A 21,011-nucleotide genomic window follows, 5' to 3' on the forward strand; every position below is an offset into this window, starting at 1 on the left:
CTCCTTGGTGCGAACGGGAATGGGTGGCACCGGAAGTCAGGGGGTCGCCGCTCTTCGCTACGGGACCGGCAGGCCGGCGGCGAGTTGGTCGAAGACCTGGGCCAGGACCGCGCCGAGCGGCACGGGTTCGTCGGCGCGCAGGCTGTGCTCGACGGCCACGGCGCTGCCGGCCGCGACCACGGCCGCGACCAGCTTCGGGTAGACGTCGCGTTCGGCGTCGGTGCCGGTGCGCCGCGCGACGGCCTTGGCCAACTCCTGCTGGGCGGCGGCGTTGGCCTTGACGATCTCACCGGCCAGCGCGGGTTCGGCCAGCATCAGCCGCACCCCCTCGCGCCACCGCTCGTTCTGCGGCGCGGAGCTGTCCGGCGGCACGAACTGGGCCAGGACTGCGTGGAGCAGCGACTCCCACAGCGGTTCGCCGACCGGGCGGGCGAGCAGGTCGTCCGCGACCCGGAGCATCCGCTCCAGGTGGCTGGCGGCGATCGCCTCGGCCTTACCGGCGAAGTAGTTGCGGAAGGTGCGGACGGAGACGTTGGCCTCGGCAGCGATCCGGTCGACCGTCACGTCGGCCCAGCCGTGCAGGACGCAGAGCCGGATCGCCGCCTGGCTCAGCGCGACCCGGGTCTCCCGCTTCTTGCGCTCCCGGAGTCCGGGCTGCCCCGTCGTGCGGGCCTCGTCTGTGGGTGCCATGAGAGCAGCATAGGAAAATCTTGCCGTCTCGGCAAGATTACCGGATCGGCAAATATTTGCCGGGGTTGCCCGCCGGGCCGCGAAGGCGCCGCATGCCTGCTCACCCGCGTCAGCGAGCCGGAAGTCGACCGGCGCCAGGCCGAGTTCGTGAGGTCGGCCGCGCCGCCCGCCCGACCACCCGGCCCCGCCCGACCACCCGGACCCGACCTGCCGCCCGGACCCGACCTGCCGCCCGGCACACCCCGTCGGCAGTCGGTCAGGGTCACCGTGGCGACTTCCGGCCGCCTGCACGGTTCGCGGCACCGGGTGGGGCTGCTCGACCACGCCGGGTGCAGCAACTGGTATTCACATTTTGCTTTCTTAAACAAGGGCGCATAGGAGCGTTAGCAGGGCGCTAAGTTGCGTGGCTGGGCGCGCAGAGGGGGCACGTCCGACTGGCTTTGCGCCGGGCCCCTTGCCAAATCCCCGTCCGTGCGGCTGGATGGTCCCCAATCACGCTCCTCGGTGGTGTCTCCATCGGGTCGCCGTCCCGGCCTTCGCGAAATCCCTTACACGTCACGCCTGTTGACTGCAGGGAGTCTCGCCGCCGGTTCTCCGTAGCGGGTTCGGTGCCGCCGTTGCCGGCGGCCTCTGCCGCGGCCTTCCGGCCGTCTCCCGTGCGGACCGCTGCCCGATCAGCGTGACCGGTTGCGTCGCGGCTCGCGACGCGGTGGTCGTCCGCGCAGTTCGCGGACGCGCAATTCGAGTGTCGAGTGGTGGTCATGTCTGCCCACGCCAGGTCCGATCCGCCGGAACCGTCCGATCCCCCGGCCATGCCCGACCCCCCGCCCGTGCCCGACCCAGCGCCCCGGCCGAATCCGGCAGGGCTGGTGGTCCTGCGCGGCGGCCCGCCCGGGCTTTCGCCCCTGCACCGGATCCCGGAGGCCCAGCCGGCCCCCTCCCGGGTCGTCATCACCTTCTACGGGCGGCACCAGCACTTCGAGCGCACCCGCAGGACCGAGTCCGTGCGCGACGTGCAGCTACCGGTCTTCCAGTGGACCTACAGCACAGCGGTCGCGGAGTAGCGCGGCCTCGGAACGGGAGGGACCGAACATGTCGGCATCGAACGCGGAACCGATCGCGGTGATCGGAATGGGCTGCCGGTTTCCCGGCGGAGTCGAGACCCCCGGCGGGCTGTGGCGGCTCGCGGCCGACGGCCGGGGGACGGCGGGGCCGGTCCCGCCGTCCCGGTGGGACGCCGGACGCCTCGCGGCCCAGCACGATCCGGCGCTCCGGGACCGGGCGGCCGTGGGCTGCTTCCTGGAGGGCGACGTCTGGGCGTGGGAGCCGGAGGCGCTGGCGGTGGCCCCGGCGGAACGCGCCTGGGTGGACCCGCAGTCGCGGGTCATGATGGAGGTCGCCCGGGAGTCGGTGGAACACGCCGGCCTCCCCCTGGACCGGGTGCGCGGCTCGCGCACCGGTGTGTACGTCGGCACCTACGCGCCGGACAACCTGTTCCGGGCGGCCCGCCCGGTGGAGGACGCACCCAACAGCCCCTTCCTGTTCGGGAACTTCCCCGCCGCAACGGCCGGCCGGGTCGCCTTCTCGATGGACCTGCGCGGTCCGGTGATGGTGATCAGTACGCACTGCTCGTCGGGCATGGTCGCGCTGGACACCGCCTGCGGCGCGCTGTCGTTGCGCGAGTGCGACCTCGCCCTGGCCGGCGGGGTGCTGCTGATGCTGTCACCGCTGACCCACCTGATGGAGGCACCGCTGCTCCTGTCCCCGAGCGGGGCCTGCCGGGCCTTCGACGGACGGGCGGACGGGTACGTGCGCGGCGAGGGAGCGGCAGCCGTCGTGCTCAAGCGCCTGGCGGACGCCCGCCGGGACGGCGACCGGGTGCTCGCGGTGATCCGCGCAAGCGCGGTCAACAACGACGGACAAGCCACCCGCCTGACCGCGCCGTCCAGCGAGATGCAGCAGGAACTGTTCCGCACCGCCGTCAGCCTGGCGGGCGTCGATCCCGGGGAGGTGGGCCTGGTGGAGGCCCACGGACCCGGAACCTCCGTCGGCGACCCGGTCGAGTACTCCTCGATCCAGGCCGTGTACGGCCGCGACGGCCGGGGCCGGTGCGCGCTGGGCTCGGTGAAGACGAACATCGGGCACACCGAGCCGGTGTCCGGACTCGCCGGACTCGTCAAGGCGGTGGAGTGCTTACGGCGCGGCACGATCCCGCCGAACCGGGACTTCACCGGCTGGAACCCCAGCATCGACCGGGAGCAGCGGTCCCGGCTCTTCGTGCCGACCGAGCTGACCCGCTGGCCCGTCCCCGGCCGGGGCCGGCTCGCCGCGGTGTGCTCCTACGGGGTCAGCGGCACCAACGGGCACGTCCTGCTGGAGGCACCGCCCGCTCCCCGCCGCAGACCGGCCGCCACGGCGGCGGCCGGACCGGCCCCGGGCAAAAGCCTGTTCCTCCTCTCCGCCGCCTCCCGGCCCGCGCTGCTGGGGTCGGCCCGACGCCTGGCCGACTGGGCCGAGGCGGAGGGTGCGTCGGTGCCGGCCGGTCACATCGCGCACACCCTGGCGCTGCGTCGCCGCCACGCCGAGTTCCGGCTGGGCATCGTCGCCGACGGGGCCCGCCAACTGGCCCGACGTGCAAGGCGGTTCGCCGACGGGTCGGATGCGCCGGGGGTGGTGAGCGGATCGCCGGTCCTGCCGCCCGGCCACCGCGGACCGGTGTTCGTGTTCACCGGCCAGGGCTCGCAGTACCCGGGCATGTGCCGGGGCCTGCTCACCGGCGAGCCGGCGTTCGCCGCCGCGATCGACGGGCTCGAACCGCTGGTACGCGCCGAGTCCGGCCTCTCCCTGCGTGAACTCATCCTCCACCCTGAGCAGTTGAAAGGCGTGGACCGGATCCAGCCGGTGCTGTTCGGCGTACAGGTGGCACTGGCCGCACTCTGGCGCTCCTGGGGCGTCGAACCCGCCGCGGTCATCGGGCAGTCGCTGGGCGAGGTGGCCGCCGCGGTGGTGGCCGGGGCGCTCACCCCGCGGGACGGCGTGCAGGTGATCTGCCGCCGCTCCCGGATCCTGGCCGGCATCGCCCACGGCGCGATGGCCTCCGTCATGCTCGGCGCCGCCGACACCCGCGCCGCCATCGAGGCCGCCGGTGCCGACCGGGTCGACATCGGGGTCGTCACCGCTCCGAGCACCACGGTCGTCTCCGGCGACGCCGAGCAGGTCCTCGCCCTGGTGGCCGGGTGGCAGGCGTCCGGCATCGTGGCCCGCCTGGTCGACGTGGACGTCGCCTCGCACTCGTACCAGGTGGACCCGGTCGTCGACGAGCTGCGGAACGCCCTGGCCGAGGTGGCGGGCACCCCGCCCACGGCGGTGCGCCTCTACTCCACCGTCAGCGACGAGCCGCGCGACCCCGGTCCGCTGGACGCCTCGTACTGGGTGCGCAACCAGCGCGACACCGTCCAGTTCCTGCGCGCGGTGCGCGCCGCGCTCGCCGACGGCCACCGCCTGTTCGTCGAGTGCACCGCCCACCCGCTCGCCACCCGGCCGATCATCGAGGCGTCCACCGAGGCCGGGATCGGCGACGTGGTCGCGGTCGGCTCGTTGCGCCGCGACGCTCCCGACGACGGCGAGGCGTTCCTGACCCACCTGGCCTCCGTTCACGCCGCCGGGTTCGACGGCATCGACTACGCCACCCGCTACGGCGACGGCCGGCTGGCCGACGTCCCCACCACCTGCTGGAACCGCTCCCGCCACGGCGACCCCACCACGCCCTACACCCTGGTCGCCCCCGGGCTCCCCGCAGCCGCACAGCACCCCCTGCTCGGCACCCACGTCCACGACCCGGAGCAGCCCGGCAGACACCTCTGGCAGGCGCCGATCAGCCCGGCCCGGCTGCCCTGGCTCGGCGACCACCGGGTGGCCGGGACACCGGTCCTGCCCGGGACCGGCTTCGCCGAGATGCTGCTCGCCGCCGGCTGCGAGGTCCTGGGCAGCGACCGGATCGTGCTGAAAGGCCTACGGATCGAGACACCGCTGGTCCTCGACCCCGAGCCCGAGGTCGTCACCCGGCTCACCGAGCAGGACGGCGTCCTCTCCGGCCAGGTGCTCACCCGCTCCTCCGACGGCGTGGTGGTCCACGCCCGGGCCACCCTCCACCCGGCACCCGACTCCTCCGCAGCCGACGCCTCCGCAGCCGACGCCGGAGGCGAATCCGGAGCCGAAAACGGAGCCCAATCCGGAGCCCGATCCGGAGCCCAATCCGGAGCCGAGTCCGCCGACGACTCGGCCCACGACGCCGCCGCCGAATCCGGAGCCGGACGCGAAGGCGGCCACCCGCACGCGCCCGGGGCCGAGGACCGCTCGCCGTCGCCGCAGGCCGCCGGACCCACCGACGAGTGGACCGACCTCACCCCGGACGAGCTGCACCGCCACTTCCGTGACCGTCACCAGGTCTTCCACGGCCCCGCCTTCACGGCCATCGACCGCATCCGGCTGCACCCCGAGCACGCCCGCGCCGTCGCCGCCCTGCGCACCGCCGACAGCGCCCGGGTCTCCGCCGCCGCGCTGCGGCTCCACCCGGCCCTCGCCGACGAGTTCGTGCAGACCGCGGTCGCCGCCTGGCTGGCCCACTGCGCGACCAGTCCGGGCCCGGTGGTGGTCGCCGGCTTCGAGGCCGTCCGCCTGCACGGCCCCACCGGCCAGGCCCGGTTCGCCGACGTCACGCTGGCGCACGCGGACGACCTCGGCTGCACCGCCTCGGGCACGCTCACCGACGCCGACGGCACGGTGGTCGCCACGATCACCGGCCTGCGGCTGGCCAACATCACCCCCCGGGAACAGCGCTACGCCGACCGCCTCGCCCATCTCGCCTGGCAGCCCGGACCCGCGCCGGCCCTGCCCACCGCGACCGGCCGGCAGTGGCTCGTCCTCTCCCCCGAGCGCGCCCACTGGGCCTCCCGACTGGCCGCCATGCTCGGCGAACGCGCGGGCGGCTGCCGGCTGCTCCGGCAGCCCGCGGGAGCCCCGCCGGATCCAGCCGTGCTGACCCACGCCCTGGACGAGGCCAGCGAGCCGGTCACCGACGTCCTCCTCGTGCTGAGCACCCCGGACACCGACCCCACGCCGGAGGCCGCCCTCCGTGCCGTCCGGCAGACCCTCGCCGCCCTTCGGTCGCTCGCCGCCCGCACCGCACCGCCACGCCTGTGGGTGGCCTGGCGCGGCGACCAGCCCCTCGCCTGCGCGGGCCTGCGCGGCCTGCTGCGCGTGGCCGCCTTCGAGGTCCCCGAACTGCGGGCCAGCAGCCTGCAGTTCTCGAACGACACCCCGCTGGACCACGTCCTCGCCGACCTGCTGGCGGACACTCCCGTGGTCGAGGTGCGCTGGCACCGGCACCAGCGCACCGTCGCCCGGATCCGCACCGGCCCCGACCCCACCGCACCCGCCCGCGCCGAACGGCAGGTCGTCCGCACCGACGGCAGCTACCTGGTCACCGGCGGGCTGGGCGGCCTCGGACTGCTCACCGCGCGCCGCTTCGCCGAACGCGGCGCCCGCGGACTGGTCCTGGTCGGCCGCTCCGCGCCCGACGCTGCCACCCGGCGCGAGCTCGACGCCCTGCGCGCGGCCGGCGACACCGTGATCGAGACGCTCAGAGGCGACGCCGCCGAGCCCGAAACGATCCGCCGGGCCGTCGAACTCGCCAACAAGGCAGGCCGGTTGCGCGGAGTGGTGCACGCCGCCGGGGTGGTCGAAGACGCTGTCCTCGACCGGATAGACGACCCCCTCCTGGACCGCGTGTGGCGCGGCAAGGCCGAGGGAGCCTGGGCGCTGCACCGCCACCTGAGCGACGTGGACCTGGACTTCTTCGCCGTCTACTCCTCCGTCGCCGCGCTGCTCGGATCCCCCGGCCAGGGCGCCTACGCGGCCGCCAACGCCTACCTCGACGCCCTCGTCGCCCACCGCCGAGCCCAGGGCCTGCCCGCCACGGGCATCCACTGGGGCGCCTGGTCACAGGTCGGGCGCGGACAGCACCTCGCCCGGCGCGGGTTCGTGATGATCAGCCCCCAGGACGGGATGGACGCGCTCGAACGCATCCTGGCCGAGGGCCACCACCAGGTCGCGTACTCCCCGATCGACCCGGCCCGGTGGACGGCCTCCTACCCCGCCGTGCGCTCCTCCGCCCTCCTGGCCGACCTCCTCGCCGGGGCGGGCGCCGACGCCGCCGACGAACCGGACGCCTCGCCCGTCCTCGACGAGCTCCGCTCGGCGGCCACCTCCTCCGGACGCCACCGCATCCTCACCGACCTCGTCGTCCGCCAGGTCCACGAACTCCTCGGCACCACCGGCCGCCACATCGGCCCGCACACCAGTCTGGTGCTCCTCGGCCTCGACTCCCTGGGCGCCGTCCAGCTCCAGCAGCGCCTCACCCGCGCCCTGCACACCACGATCGCCCCCGGCGTCATCTGGACCAAGCCCACGGCGGCGTCCCTCGCCGACTGGCTGCTGGACGCCATGGCCCTCGACGACGCGCCGTCGGGCGCGACCACGCGATAGGGCCGACACCGTGGCGCACGGGCGAACGCGCCCGTGCGCCCGTCCGGGCCACCCTGACGCCCCACCGAACGCCCCACCGGACGCCCCACCGAACGCCCCACCGGACGCTCCACCGGACGCCCCACCGGACGCTCCACCGAACGACACAGGAGGACTCCCATGGCCTCAGCCCCCGAACGTCCACTGCCGGACGGTTTCCTGACCCTCGAAGGGCAACAGCGGTTCCTCGACACCTTCCTACCGGTCCGCAACCGGGTGCTCCGCGAGTTCTACCACGGGCCCCGCACCCGCGACCGGGCCCCGCGGACGGCGGCCCCCGCATGGCGGGCGGCGATCCGCCTGCTGGGCACCCGCACCGACGAGACCGTCCCCGAGCTGTACCGGCTGTACTACAACCGGCTGTTCGCCGCGATCTGGCTGGCGCTGAACTGGGGGCCCTACACCCCCGCGATCCGTCAGCTCCCCGACCCGCTCCAGCGCATCCACCTCTCCCAGGTCAACTCCGTGGACACCTGCTGGCGGCCCGCCGTGGAGAGCGCTCCCCCCGACGGCCTCCTCGTCGAGGTCGGCACCGGACTCAGCGACGGCTGGGCCCGCCTCGCCCTCCTGATGCCGCAGGCCCGGATCGTGACGATCACCATCGAGCGGGACCAGGCTGAGATCGGCCGCCGCATCGCCCGGGAACTCGGTCTCCACGACCGGGTCCGGTTCAGGGTGGGCGACGTCTTCTCCCCCGGGACCACCCAGGACCTGGCCGGCCAGGCCGACGCCGTCACCGCCATGGGCGTCATCCCGCACTTCCCCCCGCCCCGCAAGGCGGAAGGCCTCCGCGCGATGGCCGCCATGCTCAAACCCGGCAGCCCGCTCCTGGTCTTCGACGCCTACCGGACCCGGCCGTTCTCCCCCTTCATGCGGCGAGCGCTCATCAGCTCCCTCAGCTGGTACCCGAGCGGCGCGGACTTCCGCACCGCCCTCGACGAGGCCGGCCTGCGCCCGCTGCGGTTCGACATCCACCCGCCCGCGCACTGCCTCCCCTTCGCGGACGACACCCGCGCAACGGCGGCCCTGCGCGAGGAGTTCGGCCCCCTCATCGCCTGGACCTTCCCGAGGATCGTCAGCGGCTTCATGAAGGGCCTGCTCAAACCGCAAGAGTCGGTCTACCTCTCAGCCGTCCGGAAGTGACCCGCCGCCACGCTCCCACCGCCGCCCGCCACCACCGGAGGTGCCCGCCCATGGACCGGTCCCGATCGGCGAGTCCCGCCGACGAACACACCCGGAAGCCCGCCTCCGCGACCGGACGACGGTGGCGTGCCCCGGTCACGGCGTGGGCCCTGACCGGGGCGGTCCTCCTGACCGCGGAAGCCTGGGTGATGGGCCGCTGGGCCGTCGGCGGTGCCCGGTGGTTCCCCGCCGGCACGTACGGGCTCAGCCCCGGCCGGGCCCGGATCCTGGACGCCTACCAGCTCCTCAGCATCGCGGGAGCCGTCGGCAGCACGGCCTGGTCCGCCTGGTACAGCCTGCGACAACGGGCCCTCGCCGTCGAGACCATGGTGCTCCTCGGATACCTGTCGGCCTTCTGGCTGATGCCGGTCGTCGACTACCACGGCCAGGTGGCCGCCTACAGCAAGCACCTGATCGCGACCGACGACTGGGGCGCCTACCTCCCCGGGTGGCACGGGCCCTCCCCCGCCACCCACCCCCAGCCGCTCTTCGTCGGATGGTTCGCCCTCGCCGAGGCCGTGATGTGGGCCCTGCCCACCCTCTGGGTCCTCGATCGCGCCGAACGCCGCCGGCCCGGGCTGTCCGCGGCCCGGCTGACCCTGATCGCCTTCACCGCGGCCATGGCCGTCGAGGTGGTGCTGGAACCCGTCATGGTCTTCAGCGGCGCGTACGTCTACGCCCGGGCCGTCCCCCAGCTGACCGTCTTCGCCGGGCACTGGTACCAGGTCCCCGTCTACGCGATGGTCATCGCGGCGACGGTGTACGGCGTCCTGCCCGCCCTGCTCTGCCACCACCACCGGCACCGGCCCCGCGGCGCGTCCGTCCTCCGCGGGCTGGCGGCACTGCCACCACGGGTCCGCCCCTGGACGGCACTGCTGGCGGTCGTCGGCGTCACACAGACCGCCTTCCTGGCACTGGCCGCCGGCTACGCCCTGATCCCGGCACTCACCCGTGCGCCCGCGGTCGAGCTCCCCACACACCTCCGGTGACGCCGGACGCCGAGGGTGACCCCGGACGCCGAGAGTGACCCCGGACGCCGAGGGTACGGAGAGGAACGCCCATGAGAACCGCCCCAGGACATGCCGTGGTCATCGGAGGAGGCTTCGCCGGCCTGCTCGCCGCCCGGGCGCTCAGCGACACCTTCGCCCGGGTCACCGTGATCGAACGCGACCCGCGGCCAGGCCCGGACAACCACCGGCGGGGCGTACCGCAGACGCCCCACCCCCACGGACTGCTCCAACGCGGCGCCACCACGATCGAGGCGCTCCTGCCCGGCATCGGCGACGAGCTCCGCGCCCGGGGAGCCGCACTCTTCGACTTCGGGGAAGGCGCCCGCATCCTCTTCCCCGCCGGCTGGGCCCCCGTCGGGCCCACCGGCGTCCGGCACCTGGCCTGCAGCCGCACCCTCCTCGAAGGCACGCTCCGCGAACGGGTGACCGGCCTACCCGCCGTCGACCTGGTCCCCGCGACCGTCAGCGCCGTCCTGTGGGCCGGGCACCGGGCCACCGGGGTGCGGGACGGCTCAGGACGGACCTTCCCCGCAGACCTGGTGGTCGACGCGTCCGGGCGCACCACGCGGCTGGCCGGCTGGCTCGGCCAGGGAGGCTTCCCCGCACCACCGGTCACCCGCGTCCTCGCCGGCCTCTCCTACGTCACCCGCCGGTTCCAGGGCGCCCCCGCCGCCGACTGGCACCTGTCCGCAGAGGCGACCTACGCACCGACGATCCGGCGGGGCGGCCTCGTCCAGGTCATCGAAGGGCAGCAGACCCTGGTCACCCTCATCGGCGCGGACGGCACCCGCCCACCCCACGACGCCGCCGGGTTCCGCGCCCACGCCGCCGCCCTGCGCAATCCCCACCTGCTGGAAGCCATCGACAGCGGAACACCCGTCGGCAGGGCGCACCGGTACGGCGGACTGGACAACCGCTGGAACGGCTACCACCGCACGCCCCGGTGGCCGGACAACGTCATCGCCCTCGGCGACTCCGTCGCCGCCCTCAACCCGATCTACGGACACGGCCTGACCGTCAGCGCCCTCCAGGCCCTCGCCCTGCGCGACCTGCTGGCGCACGACCCGCGACCGGGCCTCGCCCGGACCTTCCAACGCGAGGCCGCCGGCATCGTCCGCGTACCCTGGCTGCTGGCCGCGCTCTCGGACACCGCCTGGCGCACCGAGCGGCGGCCCCCGGGCATGCACGCCGCCAACCTGGCGCTGCGCCGCGTCCTCGACCTCGTCCCGAGCCGCCCCCGCCTCTACCGGGACCTCGTCGCCGTCCAGAACCTGCTGGCCCACCCCGTCATCCTCGCCCCGGCCGCCCTCACCCCTCGACCCCGAACCTGACACGACGCCCGACCCAAGCCGGCCCGTCCCCCGGAAGCCCTCCCCTGCCGACGCCAGAACGCCCGCCGACGACGGCCCGGGGCGTGCGACTCTTCGCTTCGCCCCGTCAGCTCGCATCCCACTCGCCAACGGGCCGCCGCTGGCGGCGAACGCCCACGCCGGCGCGTTGCCGGCCAACCTCTCGGCGTCCGTCCTGATCACGGCGTTCACACCCTGCTCGCCCAGCCACTCCAGGGAGCAGGAGAGTCACGTCCTCGGCGTTCCTCACCGATCTTCGGCCAACGGCCTCGGTTCCCAGTCGTCATCGCCCCGGCTCTATCGGGACCCTGGAGGCGATCGAGAGGCCGCAACCGGCAAGCCCAGAAACCTGCTGCCACGACCAGCCCCGGAGTCGGCTGTCAGGGCCAGGTGAGAGGGTCCGGCCGTGAACATCGACGAGTTCTGGGCCGTCATCGAAACAGCACGCACGGACGCCGCTTCGGCCCCCGAAGACCCGGGCCAAGCGTTCGCATCGGCCCTGGTCGAGCGGCTTGCGGCGACATCGAAGCAGACGGTCCTCGAATACCAGCAGTGGTTCGATCAGCTCCACGGGGCGATCTACCGCTGGGACGTGTGGGCTGCTGGCTATCTGATCGGCGGAGGCTGCTCCGACGACGCCTTCACGGACTTCCGCGCCGGACTCATCTCCCGGGGCCGAGAGTGGTACGAGCGGGCCGCCACCGCACCCGACGTTCTCGCCCAGCATCCGGACGTCATCGCTGCGGCAGCCGAAGGCAGCGACGAGGCGCTGTTCAACGAATCCGTCAACTACGCGGCCGTCTACGCCTACGAGCGCATCACCGGCGGCGAAGACGCCTGCACGTTCTACGACGACTACGACCGGTTCTGCGGACCCCGCGCCGACCACGAGCCGGCCGATATGGGCGAGAACTTCGCCTTCGACGACGCCGCGGAAATGCAGGCCCGTCTTCCCGGACTGGCCCGCCTCTTCCTTGAGCACCGCGGGGCCTGAGGCCACCGGACCCCTTGACCGCCAAATTCGGAGAAGCCGGCCTGCGATGTTCGATGCACTGGCCGTACCCTGACCAGCGCCTTCGCATCGAGGAGATCCGCGGCAACCTCGTCGCGCGTATCGCCGAACCCGGGCAGAAGCGAGGAGGCCCACCCCGTGATCGGAGTCAGCGGCGAACGAAGATCAAAACGGAACGGACAATCCGGCTTCGCGCAGCCGGGACAGAGCGGCGGACATGCACTGCTGCACGGTTCTCCCATCCGCACGCATGCCGTGCTCCAGCGGACCTCCGCTGGCGGCGAACGTCCACGCCGGCGCGTTGTCAGCCACCCGCTCCGCGTCCACCCTGATCATGGCGTTCACGCCCTGCTCACCCAGCCATTCCAGGATGAGCAACGTCACGTCCTCGATTCCACTGTCCTGGTCGGTCTTCGGCCAGCGGCCTCGGTTTCCTGTCATCGCCCCGACTCCATCGAGATCCCCGCCCCCGTCGGGGCGGTCAGTGGTCACGTGTCAGTGGTCGTGTTCCAGCGAGGCGAAGAGTTCAGCGCACTCGTGGGCGAAGGAGCAGAGCTGGTCCACGACCTCCCGGTACCTCTGCGGGTTCCGGCCCCTGCGCGGCGGAGCGTCGGTCCACTGCTCCCACAAGCCACCTGCGTCGAGGAATCGGGAGGCATGCTCGGTTCCGAGGGCGGTGTCGAGGTGGAGCAGCGCCCCCAGAGCAAAGGCCTGGTCGTAGTCGAGGTCGGGCCGCGGCAAGTAACGATCAAGGTATTGGCACAGGAGATCGGCGTCCGCGCGGCTGCCGAAGGTGGCGAGGGCAACGCAGTACGCCGCGCCGGCATAGGGGCCTTCGCTGGCCAGTAGAAGCTCGCCGATACGGCTACGGAACTCGGTCCTGCCGGCTACGACAACCAGCCAGGAGGCAGTCTTGCGTTCTCGCCACCCGCCTTCGAGAAGGACTCGGAGCTCAGCAGGCGTGACCTCTGCGGCAGCCTGGACCAACTCTCGCGCGCGCACCGCGCGCTCGGGCCCGCTCAAGCGCAGCAGGCTCCCACCCAAACGCAGGTACCGCCGTCCGGGGGCGACGAATCGGCGGACCAGGTCCTGCAGCTCAGGGTCAGTGTTGGCATGGCGCACAGCTGCATCCTTGCCCGGCGACCGCCCAGCTGGCAGCGCTTTTTGCCAAGGAGTGCCGAGCGGCGGTCAGGATGGGCTGCACCGACGTATGCGTCATCGCGGTAACCGGTCCCCTCGCCGGCCGCATCCTCATCGGTAACAGCGATGGGTACTGGGGCCCCAATGTCTCCCCCGCCACCGACTTCCTAGACTGGTACGAACGCTGGCTCAACCACATGAGCGCCGGACGCGACAATCGAGCCCTGGAACTGACCTCGCCTCGGCTTCGTGCCCATCCAAACCGCCACCGCATGGCTCCGAAGATCTGACTAGCCGTAACGGGAGCAAGGAAGTGATGCTGTTGGTGATCTTCAGCAGCTGTCGGTTTGGGTCCGGTCGATCGTCTGGCGGCAGAGGCGTGTGAAGCGGGTTGCGGGGCTGGTCCGGGTGTTGCCCGGCTGATGCTGGTGGAGGCGGATGAGATTGGTTCCGGCCGCCGTGAGCACGTGTTGGACGTGGGTTTTCGCTGTGCCGCGGTAGCGGCAGTGGCGTAGGCCGTGGGCGTGCACGGTCTCGGAGACGGTGGCTTCGCAGCCGGACCTGAGGGCATATCGCTCGCGCCAGGGCCTGGTCTGCTGGTCACGTCGTGCCCGGTTCTGGATCTCTTGCAGAGGCTGGGGCAGGAGGAGGATGTGCCGGCCCTTGCCGTCGACGTTGCCGGTGCATTTGAGGCGGTCCTCGCAGGCCCGGCAGGTGGCGCGGGGGAAGAGCACCGACATGCGCTCCTGGCCGTCGGAGAGTGTCGGCTTCCATGGAGGGCTGGTCGCGCCGTTCGGGCAAGTCAACGTTCTTTCCTCCCAGTTGGGGACGAAGTCTTCCTTGTTGAACCCTGGGTGGGCGCGGGAGGTCGGGGCGAGGCGGACCGGGCCGACCAGGTCGATCCCGTGCTGGGTCCTGGCCCGGTGGATGGTGGCCGGGGTGACGTATCCGCCGTCGACCAGGTGCTCGGCCGGGGCGAGACCGCGCGTTGCGAGATCGGCGTGGATCCTCTCCAGGGCGTCGATGTCCTGCTCTGGCGCTGGCGTGGTGGCGACGTGGACGATCACGTTGGGCAGGCCGTCGTCGCAGGTCTCGGTCTGGTGGTCCTTGTAGCCGACCACTCGGCCTTGCCGGGCTTGTGGCTGAAGCGCGCCTGAGGATCGTGAGGAGAGACGATCTCCACCGACGACCAGGGGACCCGTGCCGTCGCCGGATCCGGTCTGCCCTCGGCTGCCGCCCCCGAGGAAGTCGTCCGGCGGGCGGTATGGCGTCGGCTCTGCCTGTCACGGGTCTGCTTCGGCCCACGCCATCGCAGAGCGTCGTGCTCGTCGAACCAGTACTGCTGGACCCAGACCTGCCGCAGCACCTCCACCTGCGGCAGCCGCCGAAGCCTGGCTGGGGTGTCGGGAGCGATGAGGGCCTGGAACAGCCGCATGCCGTCCTCGCCGACCCTGAGCGCGTACTGCTCTCGCTCCTTGGTCTCCCTGGGCAATCGGTCGTAGCGCACCGGCCGGCCGTAACGTCGGGCCCACTCCTCGGTGACCAGGGCGGACACCCATTCCTCATCGGAGGCGGCCAGCTCCTCCAGGGCCGCGCGCAGTGTTTCCCCGACGAGCTCGATCCGGTCCAAGCGCCGCACTGCCGCCAGGACGTGCGTGGAGTCGGTCCGCTGCCGCCCGCGCCGCTTGACCAACCCGGCCTCCGCCAGACGCTCGACCATCACCGCCAGAAGCCGGTCCGCCCGATCGCCCTCGGCCATCCGGTCACGGAACTCGCTCAGCACCGAGAAGTCGAAGCCCGGGTCGTCCAACTCCAGCCCCAGGCAGTAATTTCCAGTCCAACCGGCACCGAACGGCCTCGGCGGCCTGCCGATCGGTGAGATTCTCCGCGTACTGCAGCACCGACACCAGCGCCAGACAAGCCGGCGACAGACCACGACGCCCGTCGGTGGGATACCACTCCCCGAAGTCGTCGTCCGTGAACAGACCTTCCAGGTGATCCCGGACCCACATCGCCGCCGTGCCCCGCGGATTGCTCGCCCGAGCCATCCGCGCGGTCAGCGCCGGGATCTCCCGCCCGGACCATGAACCCATCGCCACCGCAGCCCACCCCCGCTGAACAGCCCGACCCTCCAAGCCAGGACAGCACGCAGACGTGGCGAGCGGCCGGGAAAGCCGGGATCCTCACCCTCTTCGGTGAAGATTCCGGCAGCCTTCGTCTCTATCCGGCGCTCAGCCGGCCCAGCCCTCGGCATTCGAGTACGACTCGAAGGAGTAGCGCGTATCGCGGCCCCACTCCTCGCCGGTGATGCGTTCGTACGCACGGTCCGGCACGTAGAGCAGGCTCTCGGCCCAGATGTGGTCGATGACGAACGGGGCGAAGGCGGAAGCGTCCTGCAGGACCTTGCCGTATACCGCTCGGCCGGCGGCGACGACCGCGGCGCGCGTGTAGAGGAAGGCGTCCCCCGACAGGTCTTGTCCGTACTCCTTGCGGTCCAGTTGGTAGAGCGCCCAGGACAGTTGTTCCGCGAAGCCCGTGACCAGCGACAACGGGGACCGGGCGAGGCGCTCGGTGATGTTGGCGGCGAGCAGTTCGGCCTCAGCGTCAGGTCCTGCGGGCCTGCAGTCTTCGATGAGCTGCCAGAAGGTGTCTTCGTTCACAGTGCGAGCATGACGCAGCGGACAGACACTCCCGACCACCGAGCTATCTGGGTGCTGCTGTGGGACTGATGAAGATCACCAACAGCATCCGGAAGTTGAGCCAGAACCATCACTCATGCACAAAGCCAGCACGCTGGTGCCGGGTACCGAGCTCCTCGTCCTCCTGTGACCGAGACCCGCCGAACCCGCCCGAAGCGCCCGCCCGGACCGCCCGTACGAACACCCACTGCCGATCAGCTGTCACATGACGCCCGGCCCACCGCGTTAGCAAGGTATGGATCAAGTATCGAGTGCGGACGCCGCGGCCGAACCGCACTGGCCGGAGTTCCCGGACTTCGTCGCCGCTCGCGCCCGGCACCTGCTGCGGACAGCCTTCCTCCTCACCGGCGGTGACGCCCACCTCGCCGAGGACCTCGTGCAGGAAGCGCTCGGCCGGATCTACGTCAAGTGGCGGAAGATATCCCGGCTGGACAACCCCAGCGGCTACGCGCAGACCGTCCTGGTCAACACCTTCCTCTCCTACCGCCGCAAGCGCAGCGCCTCCGAGCGCGTCACCGACGAATTCCCCGAGGTCGGCGTGGACGACCCGGACCCGGCACTGCGACTGACGCTGCTGCGGGCCCTCGCCGAGCTGCCCGCGCCCGACCGCGCCGTGCTCGTGCTCCGCTTCTGGGAGGACCGCAGCGTCGAGGAGACGGCGAGCGTCCTGCGGCTGAGCGGCACCGTCGTCCGCACGCGCTGCCGTCGGGCCCTCGCCCGGCTGCGCGCGGTGCTCGGCGACGACATCGACACAGTCCTGGGCGGCGGCTCCGTGGGAACAAGCGGAACGGCCGGATCGGCCGGGACGCGCGGAACGACCGGAACGGCCGGATCGAGCGGGACGAGCGGAACGAGCGGGACGAGCGGATCCACCCGCGCGTCCCAGAAGGAGGTGCTGCGCCATGCCCACTGACGACGAGTTCACTGACGAGTTCGCCGACGGATTCGCCCGCGCCCTGCGCGGAGCCGCCGAGCTGGCACCCGAACCGGTGCAGCACACCCTGGCCGTACAGGCCGAGCAGCGCGGCCGCCGACACCGCCGCCGCCGACGCACCGCCATCGCGGGCGGCCTGGCGGTGCTGGTGCTGGCCGGCGCCGGAGGCTTCGCGGCCGTCGGCGGGGGCACGTTCGGCGCCGTCGGACCGGCCGAACCGCCGGCGCCCGCCCTGCCGACGATGTCGTCGCGGGAACTGATCACGCTGCTCACCGGCCTGCTGCCGAAGGGCACCGTGACGGAGCTCAACGCCGGCGGCCCGGGGCAGGTCAGCGGGCACCAGACCGGCGCCGTCATGCTGTTCGACGACGGGGCGGGGGCGAGCCTCGTCGAGTTCTCGGCGGAGCGGACGAACCTGCGGCCCGACGCGGGCACGGTCTGTCCGGACGGCTTCAACACCCCGCAGGACTCCTGCGACCGGACGGTCAGGCCGGACGGTTCCGTGCTGGTGATCGACAAGCTGCGGAACACCACCACCCAGGGCGGTCGCGAATGGCGGGCCACCTGGGCGGCCCCGGACGGCCGCCGGATCAACTTCACCGAGTACAACGGGCAGCCGGCCACGGTGAACCGGCCGAGCCCGCCGCTGGCCGACGCCCAGCTGACGGACCTGGTGACCTCCCCCGACTGGGACCGCGTCTTCGCCTCGCTCGCCCCGGTCAAGGGGGCGCCGAAGCCGGGCGACTCCCCGGCTCCCGAGCAGTCGGCGACCGGCCCCTCGAACGCGGAACTGCTCGCGAAGCTCCTCCCGCTACTGCCCGCCGGGGCGAAGGTCGAGAGCCAGGACCCCGAGCACGCCACGCTCACGGTCACCTTCGAGGGCCGCACGAGCATGCTGACGGTCGGTGCGGAGCCGCCGTCGCCGCGCGGCCGGTCCGACCTCGCGTCCATGGACCACAATCCCACGACCCCGCTGGAGGTCCGGGAGAAGCGGCCGGACGGGACGCTCGTCGTCACCAACCGCTTCGGCAACGGCAAGACCGCGACGAACCCGATCCTGCACTGGACGGCCGCCGTGCACTCCCCGGACGGCAGCCAGGTGTGGATCTCGGAGGGCAACGGCGAGAACGGCTACACCTTCAGGCCCGGCGACCCGGCGCTCGACGTGGACCGGCTGAAGGCGATCGTGACCGCCCCGGCCTGGCACTCCTGACGCCGAAGCGGCGGCCCGGCAGGGGAGCTGACACCCCCGGCCGTCGGCCGTTGCACCTCCTGGCCGGCGGAGCGCTGGCGCCCGAGCCGTCAACGGGGCCGTCCGAGCCGTCAGCGGGGCCGTCCGAGCTGTCAGCGGGGCGTCGGCGCCCCCGGTGCCGGGCGTCCACGAGGAGCGGGACTGACCCGTCTCGCCGCAGGCAGGCCCCCGGCAGCCATCGGACTGCTGGGGGCCTGGCGCGGCCCAGCACGAGTTCCCGGGACGGGTTCCCAGCCCGGGTTCCCAGCAAGGGTTCCCAGCACGGGCTCCCGGGACGGGGCCCGCTAGGACGGGGGTGGGGGCGGTGCCGATGCCGGAAGGCCCGGATCAGCTGAAGGCGACGCTGGACAGCCGGGCCTTGTAGAACTTGGCGTCGTACCCGTACCCCGTCAGGGGGCGTGTGAAGTACGTGCCGCCGGAAGGGTTGAAGAACTGCACGTAGGTGTTCCAGTAGCCCTTGTCAGGGTCGGGGAAGTGCACGGGGTCCGTGACGTTGATCGCCTGCAGCCAGAAGGATTCGCCGGAAGCGGTCCGGGAGTAGGACTTCACGCCGGCCCCGGTCGGGGTCCACAGCTGGGGGACGGTGCCCGACTTGTCCAGCCTCTTCACCGCGCTGCCTTCGGTGAAGAGAAGGTACCCGGGGTCGCGGTAGTCGGTGTCGAGGCTGTGGCCGTTGGAGACCGGGATCCGCACCCCGCTGTCCGCGAGCCTGAAGTTCAGGGCGCTGCCGGTGCACGCGTACCTGACCAGCAGGTCGGTACCGAGCACCCACAGGTAGGTGCCGTCGTACCAGAGGCCGTGCGCGCCGTTGAACTCGAACTCGTCGACCTTGGTGAGGCTCGCGGGATTGTCGGACTGCCCGGCCTGGGGAGCGTAGATGGTGAGGAACCCCTGCCGGGTGACCGACTTGCCCCCTTCGGTGGTGGTCACCGGGGGGTGGTTGCCAGGGCCTCCGAATCCGGTGTCCGCCTCCGAGGACGCGACAACGACGGCACCGACGCCGGGTATGCGTTCGATCGCGTGGGGGTTGCCGTAGGGCCTGGCGGACCAGAGAAGCGCGTCGCCGTCCCCGATGTCGACCATGCCGACCTTGCCGTAGGACGCGGCGACCAGGGCCACCCAACCGTGCGCGGTGGTGTCCCGGAACCTGACGTCGGACAGGTTGGTCCAGGTGTTGAAGCCGTTCACGACCGCCGTCGGCGGTGTCCAGGACCACTTGCGGTTCTGCGGCGTCCAGTCCGTGCCGGCCGGGTGGATGAGGATCTGGTTCTTGGCCTGCTCGCAGACCGCCACGTCGTACGCGCCGCCGACAGCCTGCGCGTCGGTGGGCATCGCCAGGGATGCGAGCGGTGCGCCGAACGCGGCGGCAGCGGCACCCTTCAGCAACGATCTACGGTTCATTGGTCCCCCCGGTTTCCGGATCTTGACTGGACGGGAGGCTATCCCATCCGACGGCGGGCGCGGACCTGTCGCAGGACTCGGTGTACGAGGGCGGCAGTTCGGCCGTAGGTGCAGGCGCAGCGGGGGAGGTCGGCGGCCGGGTCACGGCCGGAACCGGCCGGCGCCGGCGGCCCGTGCCCTGGTCGAGCACGGTCGGCGAGACACGTTCTCGCATCCGGGGAACCGTCCCGCTTCGGCTCCGCCGCCCAACCGGCGGCCGGTTCCGGAAGCCCGCTTCGAGCCCGTCCCCGGGCGCTCCGGCCGCCTACGGTTCCAGGCGGGGGTCGTCGATGTCGACGGCGACGATCCCGGCCGGGTACAGCTGCGGATTGGCCGTCAGGATCAGGTGCTGCTGCGGACGCACCGGGGTGGGCAGGCTCGCGGCGAGGGCGTGGGCCAGGTCCTGGCCTCCGTACCCGTCGCGGACCATGGTCGCCACCACCACGGCCGTACTCGCGTCCAAGGGCTCGCACTCGAGCGACGGCAACGCCAGGACCGCGTGCGCGGCACCCTCGTCCTTGATCTCGGCTTCGACCAGGCACAGGACCGGAACGAGAAGGTGCTGGAACGGGCTGTGCAGAGCGGAGTCCACGATCCGGTGCAGGCGCGGGTGACCGGCGGCCAGCGCGGACAGGGCGCTGGAATCCAGAATGATCACGCGCTGCGCCGTGGGGCGACCTTGGCGCGCGCGTCCGCCGCGGCGATGTCGTAGACCCGCTGCAGCAGGTCCGGGCCGTCGTCCAGCTCCGTGTCGGTGAGGGTCATCCCGAAGTGCTCCCGGAGCAGCCGGCGGCCTTCGGCCACGCGCTCCGCGATCTGCTCCGCGGTGGGCTGCCGCTCCACCAGCAGCGCCACCTGGGCGCCGATCGTGGTGCCGCGGGCCGCCGCGAGGGCGGCCAGCCGGTCCCGCGTACCAGGGGAAACCTTGATCGTCGCATCGGCCATACCACGATCGTACACCTGCGGTACACCAGCGGTGTACCGCTCGGAGCTCGGGCCCGGGCTGCCCGAGCGGGGGCGGGCCGGGCCCCGGCGTCCACGGCCGCTCGGTCGGCGGTCAGCGGTCGGCGGTCAGCGGTCAGCGGTCGACTGCACTCACCTGCGCTGCGGCCCGGACCACCGGCCCCGCCACCGCCCGATGCCCTGGTCCTCTTGGTCGTCGCAGCGCAGTTCCCGGTCGCCGAAGGCATCGCGGAGGCCCTCCAGTGGAACGACGGTCGCCTCGGCGCCGGGTTCCGCGACGTGCCGCACCTCGATCCAGCCCTCGCGGACGAACCGGACCAGCGGAGCGAGGTCCGCCGCCACGTACGCCCGCAGCTCCTCGCCCGCCAGGCCTGGCGGCAGATCGTCGAGGATCCCGAACGGTCCCGTCAGCCAGCCGCTCGGCTCCCGGGCGCACACCCGGAACCGGTCCTCGTCCTCGGTCAGGTCCAGCTGGTGGATGTGGTGGGCGGGCGCCCGGGGCGTACGCGGCGGAAGTCCAGCGGCGATCCCCCGCCTCGGTCGCCCGCAGTGCGAGGGTCGGCGCCTTGGACCCCGGGCCGGCGCCGAGGCAAGACCAGCGGCCCTGCCGTGACCGGGCGGTGAGCACCCGTCACCCGGTGGGGCGGGCGCCTCCCGTTCCCGGCGCCGCCGGGGCTTCCCCGCACGGCCGGGGCGGACCCGGCCGCGCGGATCGGCGCTGGCGGGAACACATGCCGCGCTATACCGTTGGTCCC

Annotated in this window: 18 protein-coding genes and 2 pseudogenes; 9 read left to right on the plus strand and 11 right to left on the minus strand. The window is 72.6% G+C overall.

What is annotated here, in order from left to right; genetic code table 11:
• Positions 1–57 precede the first annotated feature (57 nt).
• Positions 58–690, minus strand: coding sequence for a TetR family transcriptional regulator (locus tag IF30_RS0123730; protein WP_030241913.1), 633 nt, complete (start codon positions 688–690; stop codon positions 58–60).
• Positions 691–1,502: 812 nt separating this feature from the next.
• Here IF30_RS0123730 and IF30_RS41880 point away from each other — a divergent pair.
• The 6 genes from IF30_RS41880 to IF30_RS0123755 all read left to right on the plus strand — a co-directional run bounded on the left by IF30_RS41880 (position 1,503) and on the right by IF30_RS0123755 (position 11,810).
• Positions 1,503–1,754 (plus strand): DUF5988 family protein, encoded by a 252-nt coding sequence (locus IF30_RS41880; RefSeq protein ID WP_158835414.1) that lies wholly within the window; start codon positions 1,503–1,505, stop codon positions 1,752–1,754.
• A gap of 28 nt (positions 1,755–1,782) precedes the next feature.
• Positions 1,783–7,236 (plus strand): type I polyketide synthase, encoded by a 5,454-nt coding sequence (locus IF30_RS41885; RefSeq protein ID WP_037900967.1) that lies wholly within the window; start codon positions 1,783–1,785, stop codon positions 7,234–7,236.
• Positions 7,237–7,395: 159 nt separating this feature from the next.
• Positions 7,396–8,418, plus strand: coding sequence for a class I SAM-dependent methyltransferase (locus IF30_RS0123740; protein ID WP_030241918.1), 1,023 nt, complete (start codon positions 7,396–7,398; stop codon positions 8,416–8,418).
• 50 nt (positions 8,419–8,468) lie between these two features.
• A complete protein-coding gene (locus tag IF30_RS0123745; RefSeq protein ID WP_030241921.1) occupies positions 8,469–9,446 on the plus strand; it encodes a spirocyclase AveC family protein in 978 nt (325 codons plus the stop codon).
• A 71-nt stretch (positions 9,447–9,517) separates the two neighbouring features.
• The gene (locus tag IF30_RS0123750; RefSeq protein WP_078891626.1) at positions 9,518–10,798 is read left to right on the plus strand and encodes an FAD-dependent oxidoreductase; all 1,281 of its coding nucleotides are present in this window, start codon (positions 9,518–9,520) and stop codon (positions 10,796–10,798) included.
• Between the two features lie 424 nt (positions 10,799–11,222).
• A complete protein-coding gene (locus tag IF30_RS0123755; protein ID WP_030241926.1) occupies positions 11,223–11,810 on the plus strand; it encodes a DUF4240 domain-containing protein in 588 nt (195 codons plus the stop codon).
• A gap of 183 nt (positions 11,811–11,993) precedes the next feature.
• Here IF30_RS0123755 and IF30_RS0123760 read toward each other — a convergent pair whose 3' ends face one another.
• Positions 11,994–12,320 carry a hypothetical protein gene (locus tag IF30_RS0123760; RefSeq protein WP_234322818.1) on the minus strand — a complete coding sequence of 109 codons (327 nt, stop codon included), beginning with the start codon at positions 12,318–12,320 and terminating at the stop codon, positions 11,994–11,996.
• Positions 12,321–12,323: 3 nt separating this feature from the next.
• Complete coding sequence (locus IF30_RS0123765; protein WP_030241933.1) at positions 12,324–12,950, minus strand: DUF6000 family protein; 627 nt, start codon at positions 12,948–12,950, stop codon at positions 12,324–12,326.
• 65 nt (positions 12,951–13,015) lie between these two features.
• Here IF30_RS0123765 and IF30_RS49555 point away from each other — a divergent pair.
• A pseudogene (locus IF30_RS49555) lies at positions 13,016–13,258 on the plus strand (SMI1/KNR4 family protein); the annotation flags it as partial.
• A gap of 42 nt (positions 13,259–13,300) precedes the next feature.
• Here the strand turns inward: IF30_RS49555 and IF30_RS46935 are convergent.
• From IF30_RS46935 to IF30_RS0123775, 4 genes are all read right to left on the minus strand, one after another.
• The gene (locus IF30_RS46935) at positions 13,301–14,089 is read right to left on the minus strand and encodes a transposase (protein WP_051710947.1); all 789 of its coding nucleotides are present in this window, start codon (positions 14,087–14,089) and stop codon (positions 13,301–13,303) included.
• Positions 14,032–14,778: a hypothetical protein gene (locus tag IF30_RS48055; protein ID WP_051710949.1), complete on the minus strand. Its 747-nt coding sequence runs from the start codon at positions 14,776–14,778 to the stop codon at positions 14,032–14,034. The genes IF30_RS46935 and IF30_RS48055 overlap by 58 nt, the downstream gene beginning before the upstream one ends.
• Entirely contained in the window at positions 14,732–15,061 is a 330-nt protein-coding gene (locus IF30_RS46940; RefSeq protein WP_324605649.1) for a transposase, read from the minus strand. The genes IF30_RS48055 and IF30_RS46940 overlap by 47 nt, the downstream gene beginning before the upstream one ends.
• A 138-nt stretch (positions 15,062–15,199) precedes the next feature.
• Positions 15,200–15,628 carry a DUF4240 domain-containing protein gene (locus IF30_RS0123775; protein WP_030241936.1) on the minus strand — a complete coding sequence of 143 codons (429 nt, stop codon included), beginning with the start codon at positions 15,626–15,628 and terminating at the stop codon, positions 15,200–15,202.
• A gap of 274 nt (positions 15,629–15,902) precedes the next feature.
• Here IF30_RS0123775 and IF30_RS0123780 point away from each other — a divergent pair.
• Both IF30_RS0123780 and IF30_RS0123785 read left to right on the plus strand, forming a co-directional pair.
• Positions 15,903–16,415 (plus strand): annotated as a pseudogene (locus IF30_RS0123780) (SigE family RNA polymerase sigma factor); the annotation flags it as partial.
• Between the two features lie 154 nt (positions 16,416–16,569).
• A complete protein-coding gene (locus IF30_RS0123785; RefSeq protein ID WP_030241940.1) occupies positions 16,570–17,814 on the plus strand; it encodes a hypothetical protein in 1,245 nt (414 codons plus the stop codon).
• Positions 17,815–18,180: 366 nt separating this feature from the next.
• On the opposite strand, the gene IF30_RS0123790 is transcribed toward IF30_RS0123785, so the two are convergent.
• The 4 genes from IF30_RS0123790 to IF30_RS0123805 form a co-directional block, all read right to left on the minus strand.
• Positions 18,181–19,254: a DUF6528 family protein gene (locus IF30_RS0123790; RefSeq protein ID WP_158835417.1), complete on the minus strand. Its 1,074-nt coding sequence runs from the start codon at positions 19,252–19,254 to the stop codon at positions 18,181–18,183.
• A 304-nt stretch (positions 19,255–19,558) separates the two neighbouring features.
• Entirely contained in the window at positions 19,559–19,951 is a 393-nt protein-coding gene (locus IF30_RS0123795; RefSeq protein ID WP_030241945.1) for a hypothetical protein, read from the minus strand.
• A complete protein-coding gene (locus IF30_RS0123800) occupies positions 19,948–20,238 on the minus strand; it encodes a hypothetical protein (protein ID WP_030241948.1) in 291 nt (96 codons plus the stop codon). The genes IF30_RS0123795 and IF30_RS0123800 overlap by 4 nt, the downstream gene beginning before the upstream one ends.
• 150 nt (positions 20,239–20,388) lie before the next feature.
• A complete protein-coding gene (locus IF30_RS0123805) occupies positions 20,389–20,694 on the minus strand; it encodes a hypothetical protein (RefSeq protein WP_030241950.1) in 306 nt (101 codons plus the stop codon).
• Positions 20,695–21,011: the final 317 nt, after the last annotated feature.

It is taken from the genome of Streptomyces sp. NRRL S-350 (genome assembly GCF_000719705.1).
In the GTDB taxonomy this organism is placed as follows: domain Bacteria; phylum Actinomycetota; class Actinomycetes; order Streptomycetales; family Streptomycetaceae; genus Kitasatospora.

Coding starts and splice junctions, on each gene's coding strand:
- IF30_RS0123730 (WP_030241913.1), bottom strand. CDS start 690: ATGGCACCCACAGACGAGGCCCGCACGACGGGGCAGCCCGGACTCCGG.
- IF30_RS41880 (WP_158835414.1), top strand. CDS start 1,503: ATGCCCGACCCCCCGCCCGTGCCCGACCCAGCGCCCCGGCCGAATCCG.
- IF30_RS41885 (WP_037900967.1), top strand. CDS start 1,783: ATGTCGGCATCGAACGCGGAACCGATCGCGGTGATCGGAATGGGCTGC.
- IF30_RS0123740 (WP_030241918.1), top strand. CDS start 7,396: ATGGCCTCAGCCCCCGAACGTCCACTGCCGGACGGTTTCCTGACCCTC.
- IF30_RS0123745 (WP_030241921.1), top strand. CDS start 8,469: ATGGACCGGTCCCGATCGGCGAGTCCCGCCGACGAACACACCCGGAAG.
- IF30_RS0123750 (WP_078891626.1), top strand. CDS start 9,518: ATGAGAACCGCCCCAGGACATGCCGTGGTCATCGGAGGAGGCTTCGCC.
- IF30_RS46940 (WP_324605649.1), bottom strand. CDS start 15,061: ATGGGTTCATGGTCCGGGCGGGAGATCCCGGCGCTGACCGCGCGGATG.
- IF30_RS0123785 (WP_030241940.1), top strand. CDS start 16,570: ATGCCCACTGACGACGAGTTCACTGACGAGTTCGCCGACGGATTCGCC.
- IF30_RS0123790 (WP_158835417.1), bottom strand. CDS start 19,254: ATGAACCGTAGATCGTTGCTGAAGGGTGCCGCTGCCGCCGCGTTCGGC.
- IF30_RS0123800 (WP_030241948.1), bottom strand. CDS start 20,238: ATGGCCGATGCGACGATCAAGGTTTCCCCTGGTACGCGGGACCGGCTG.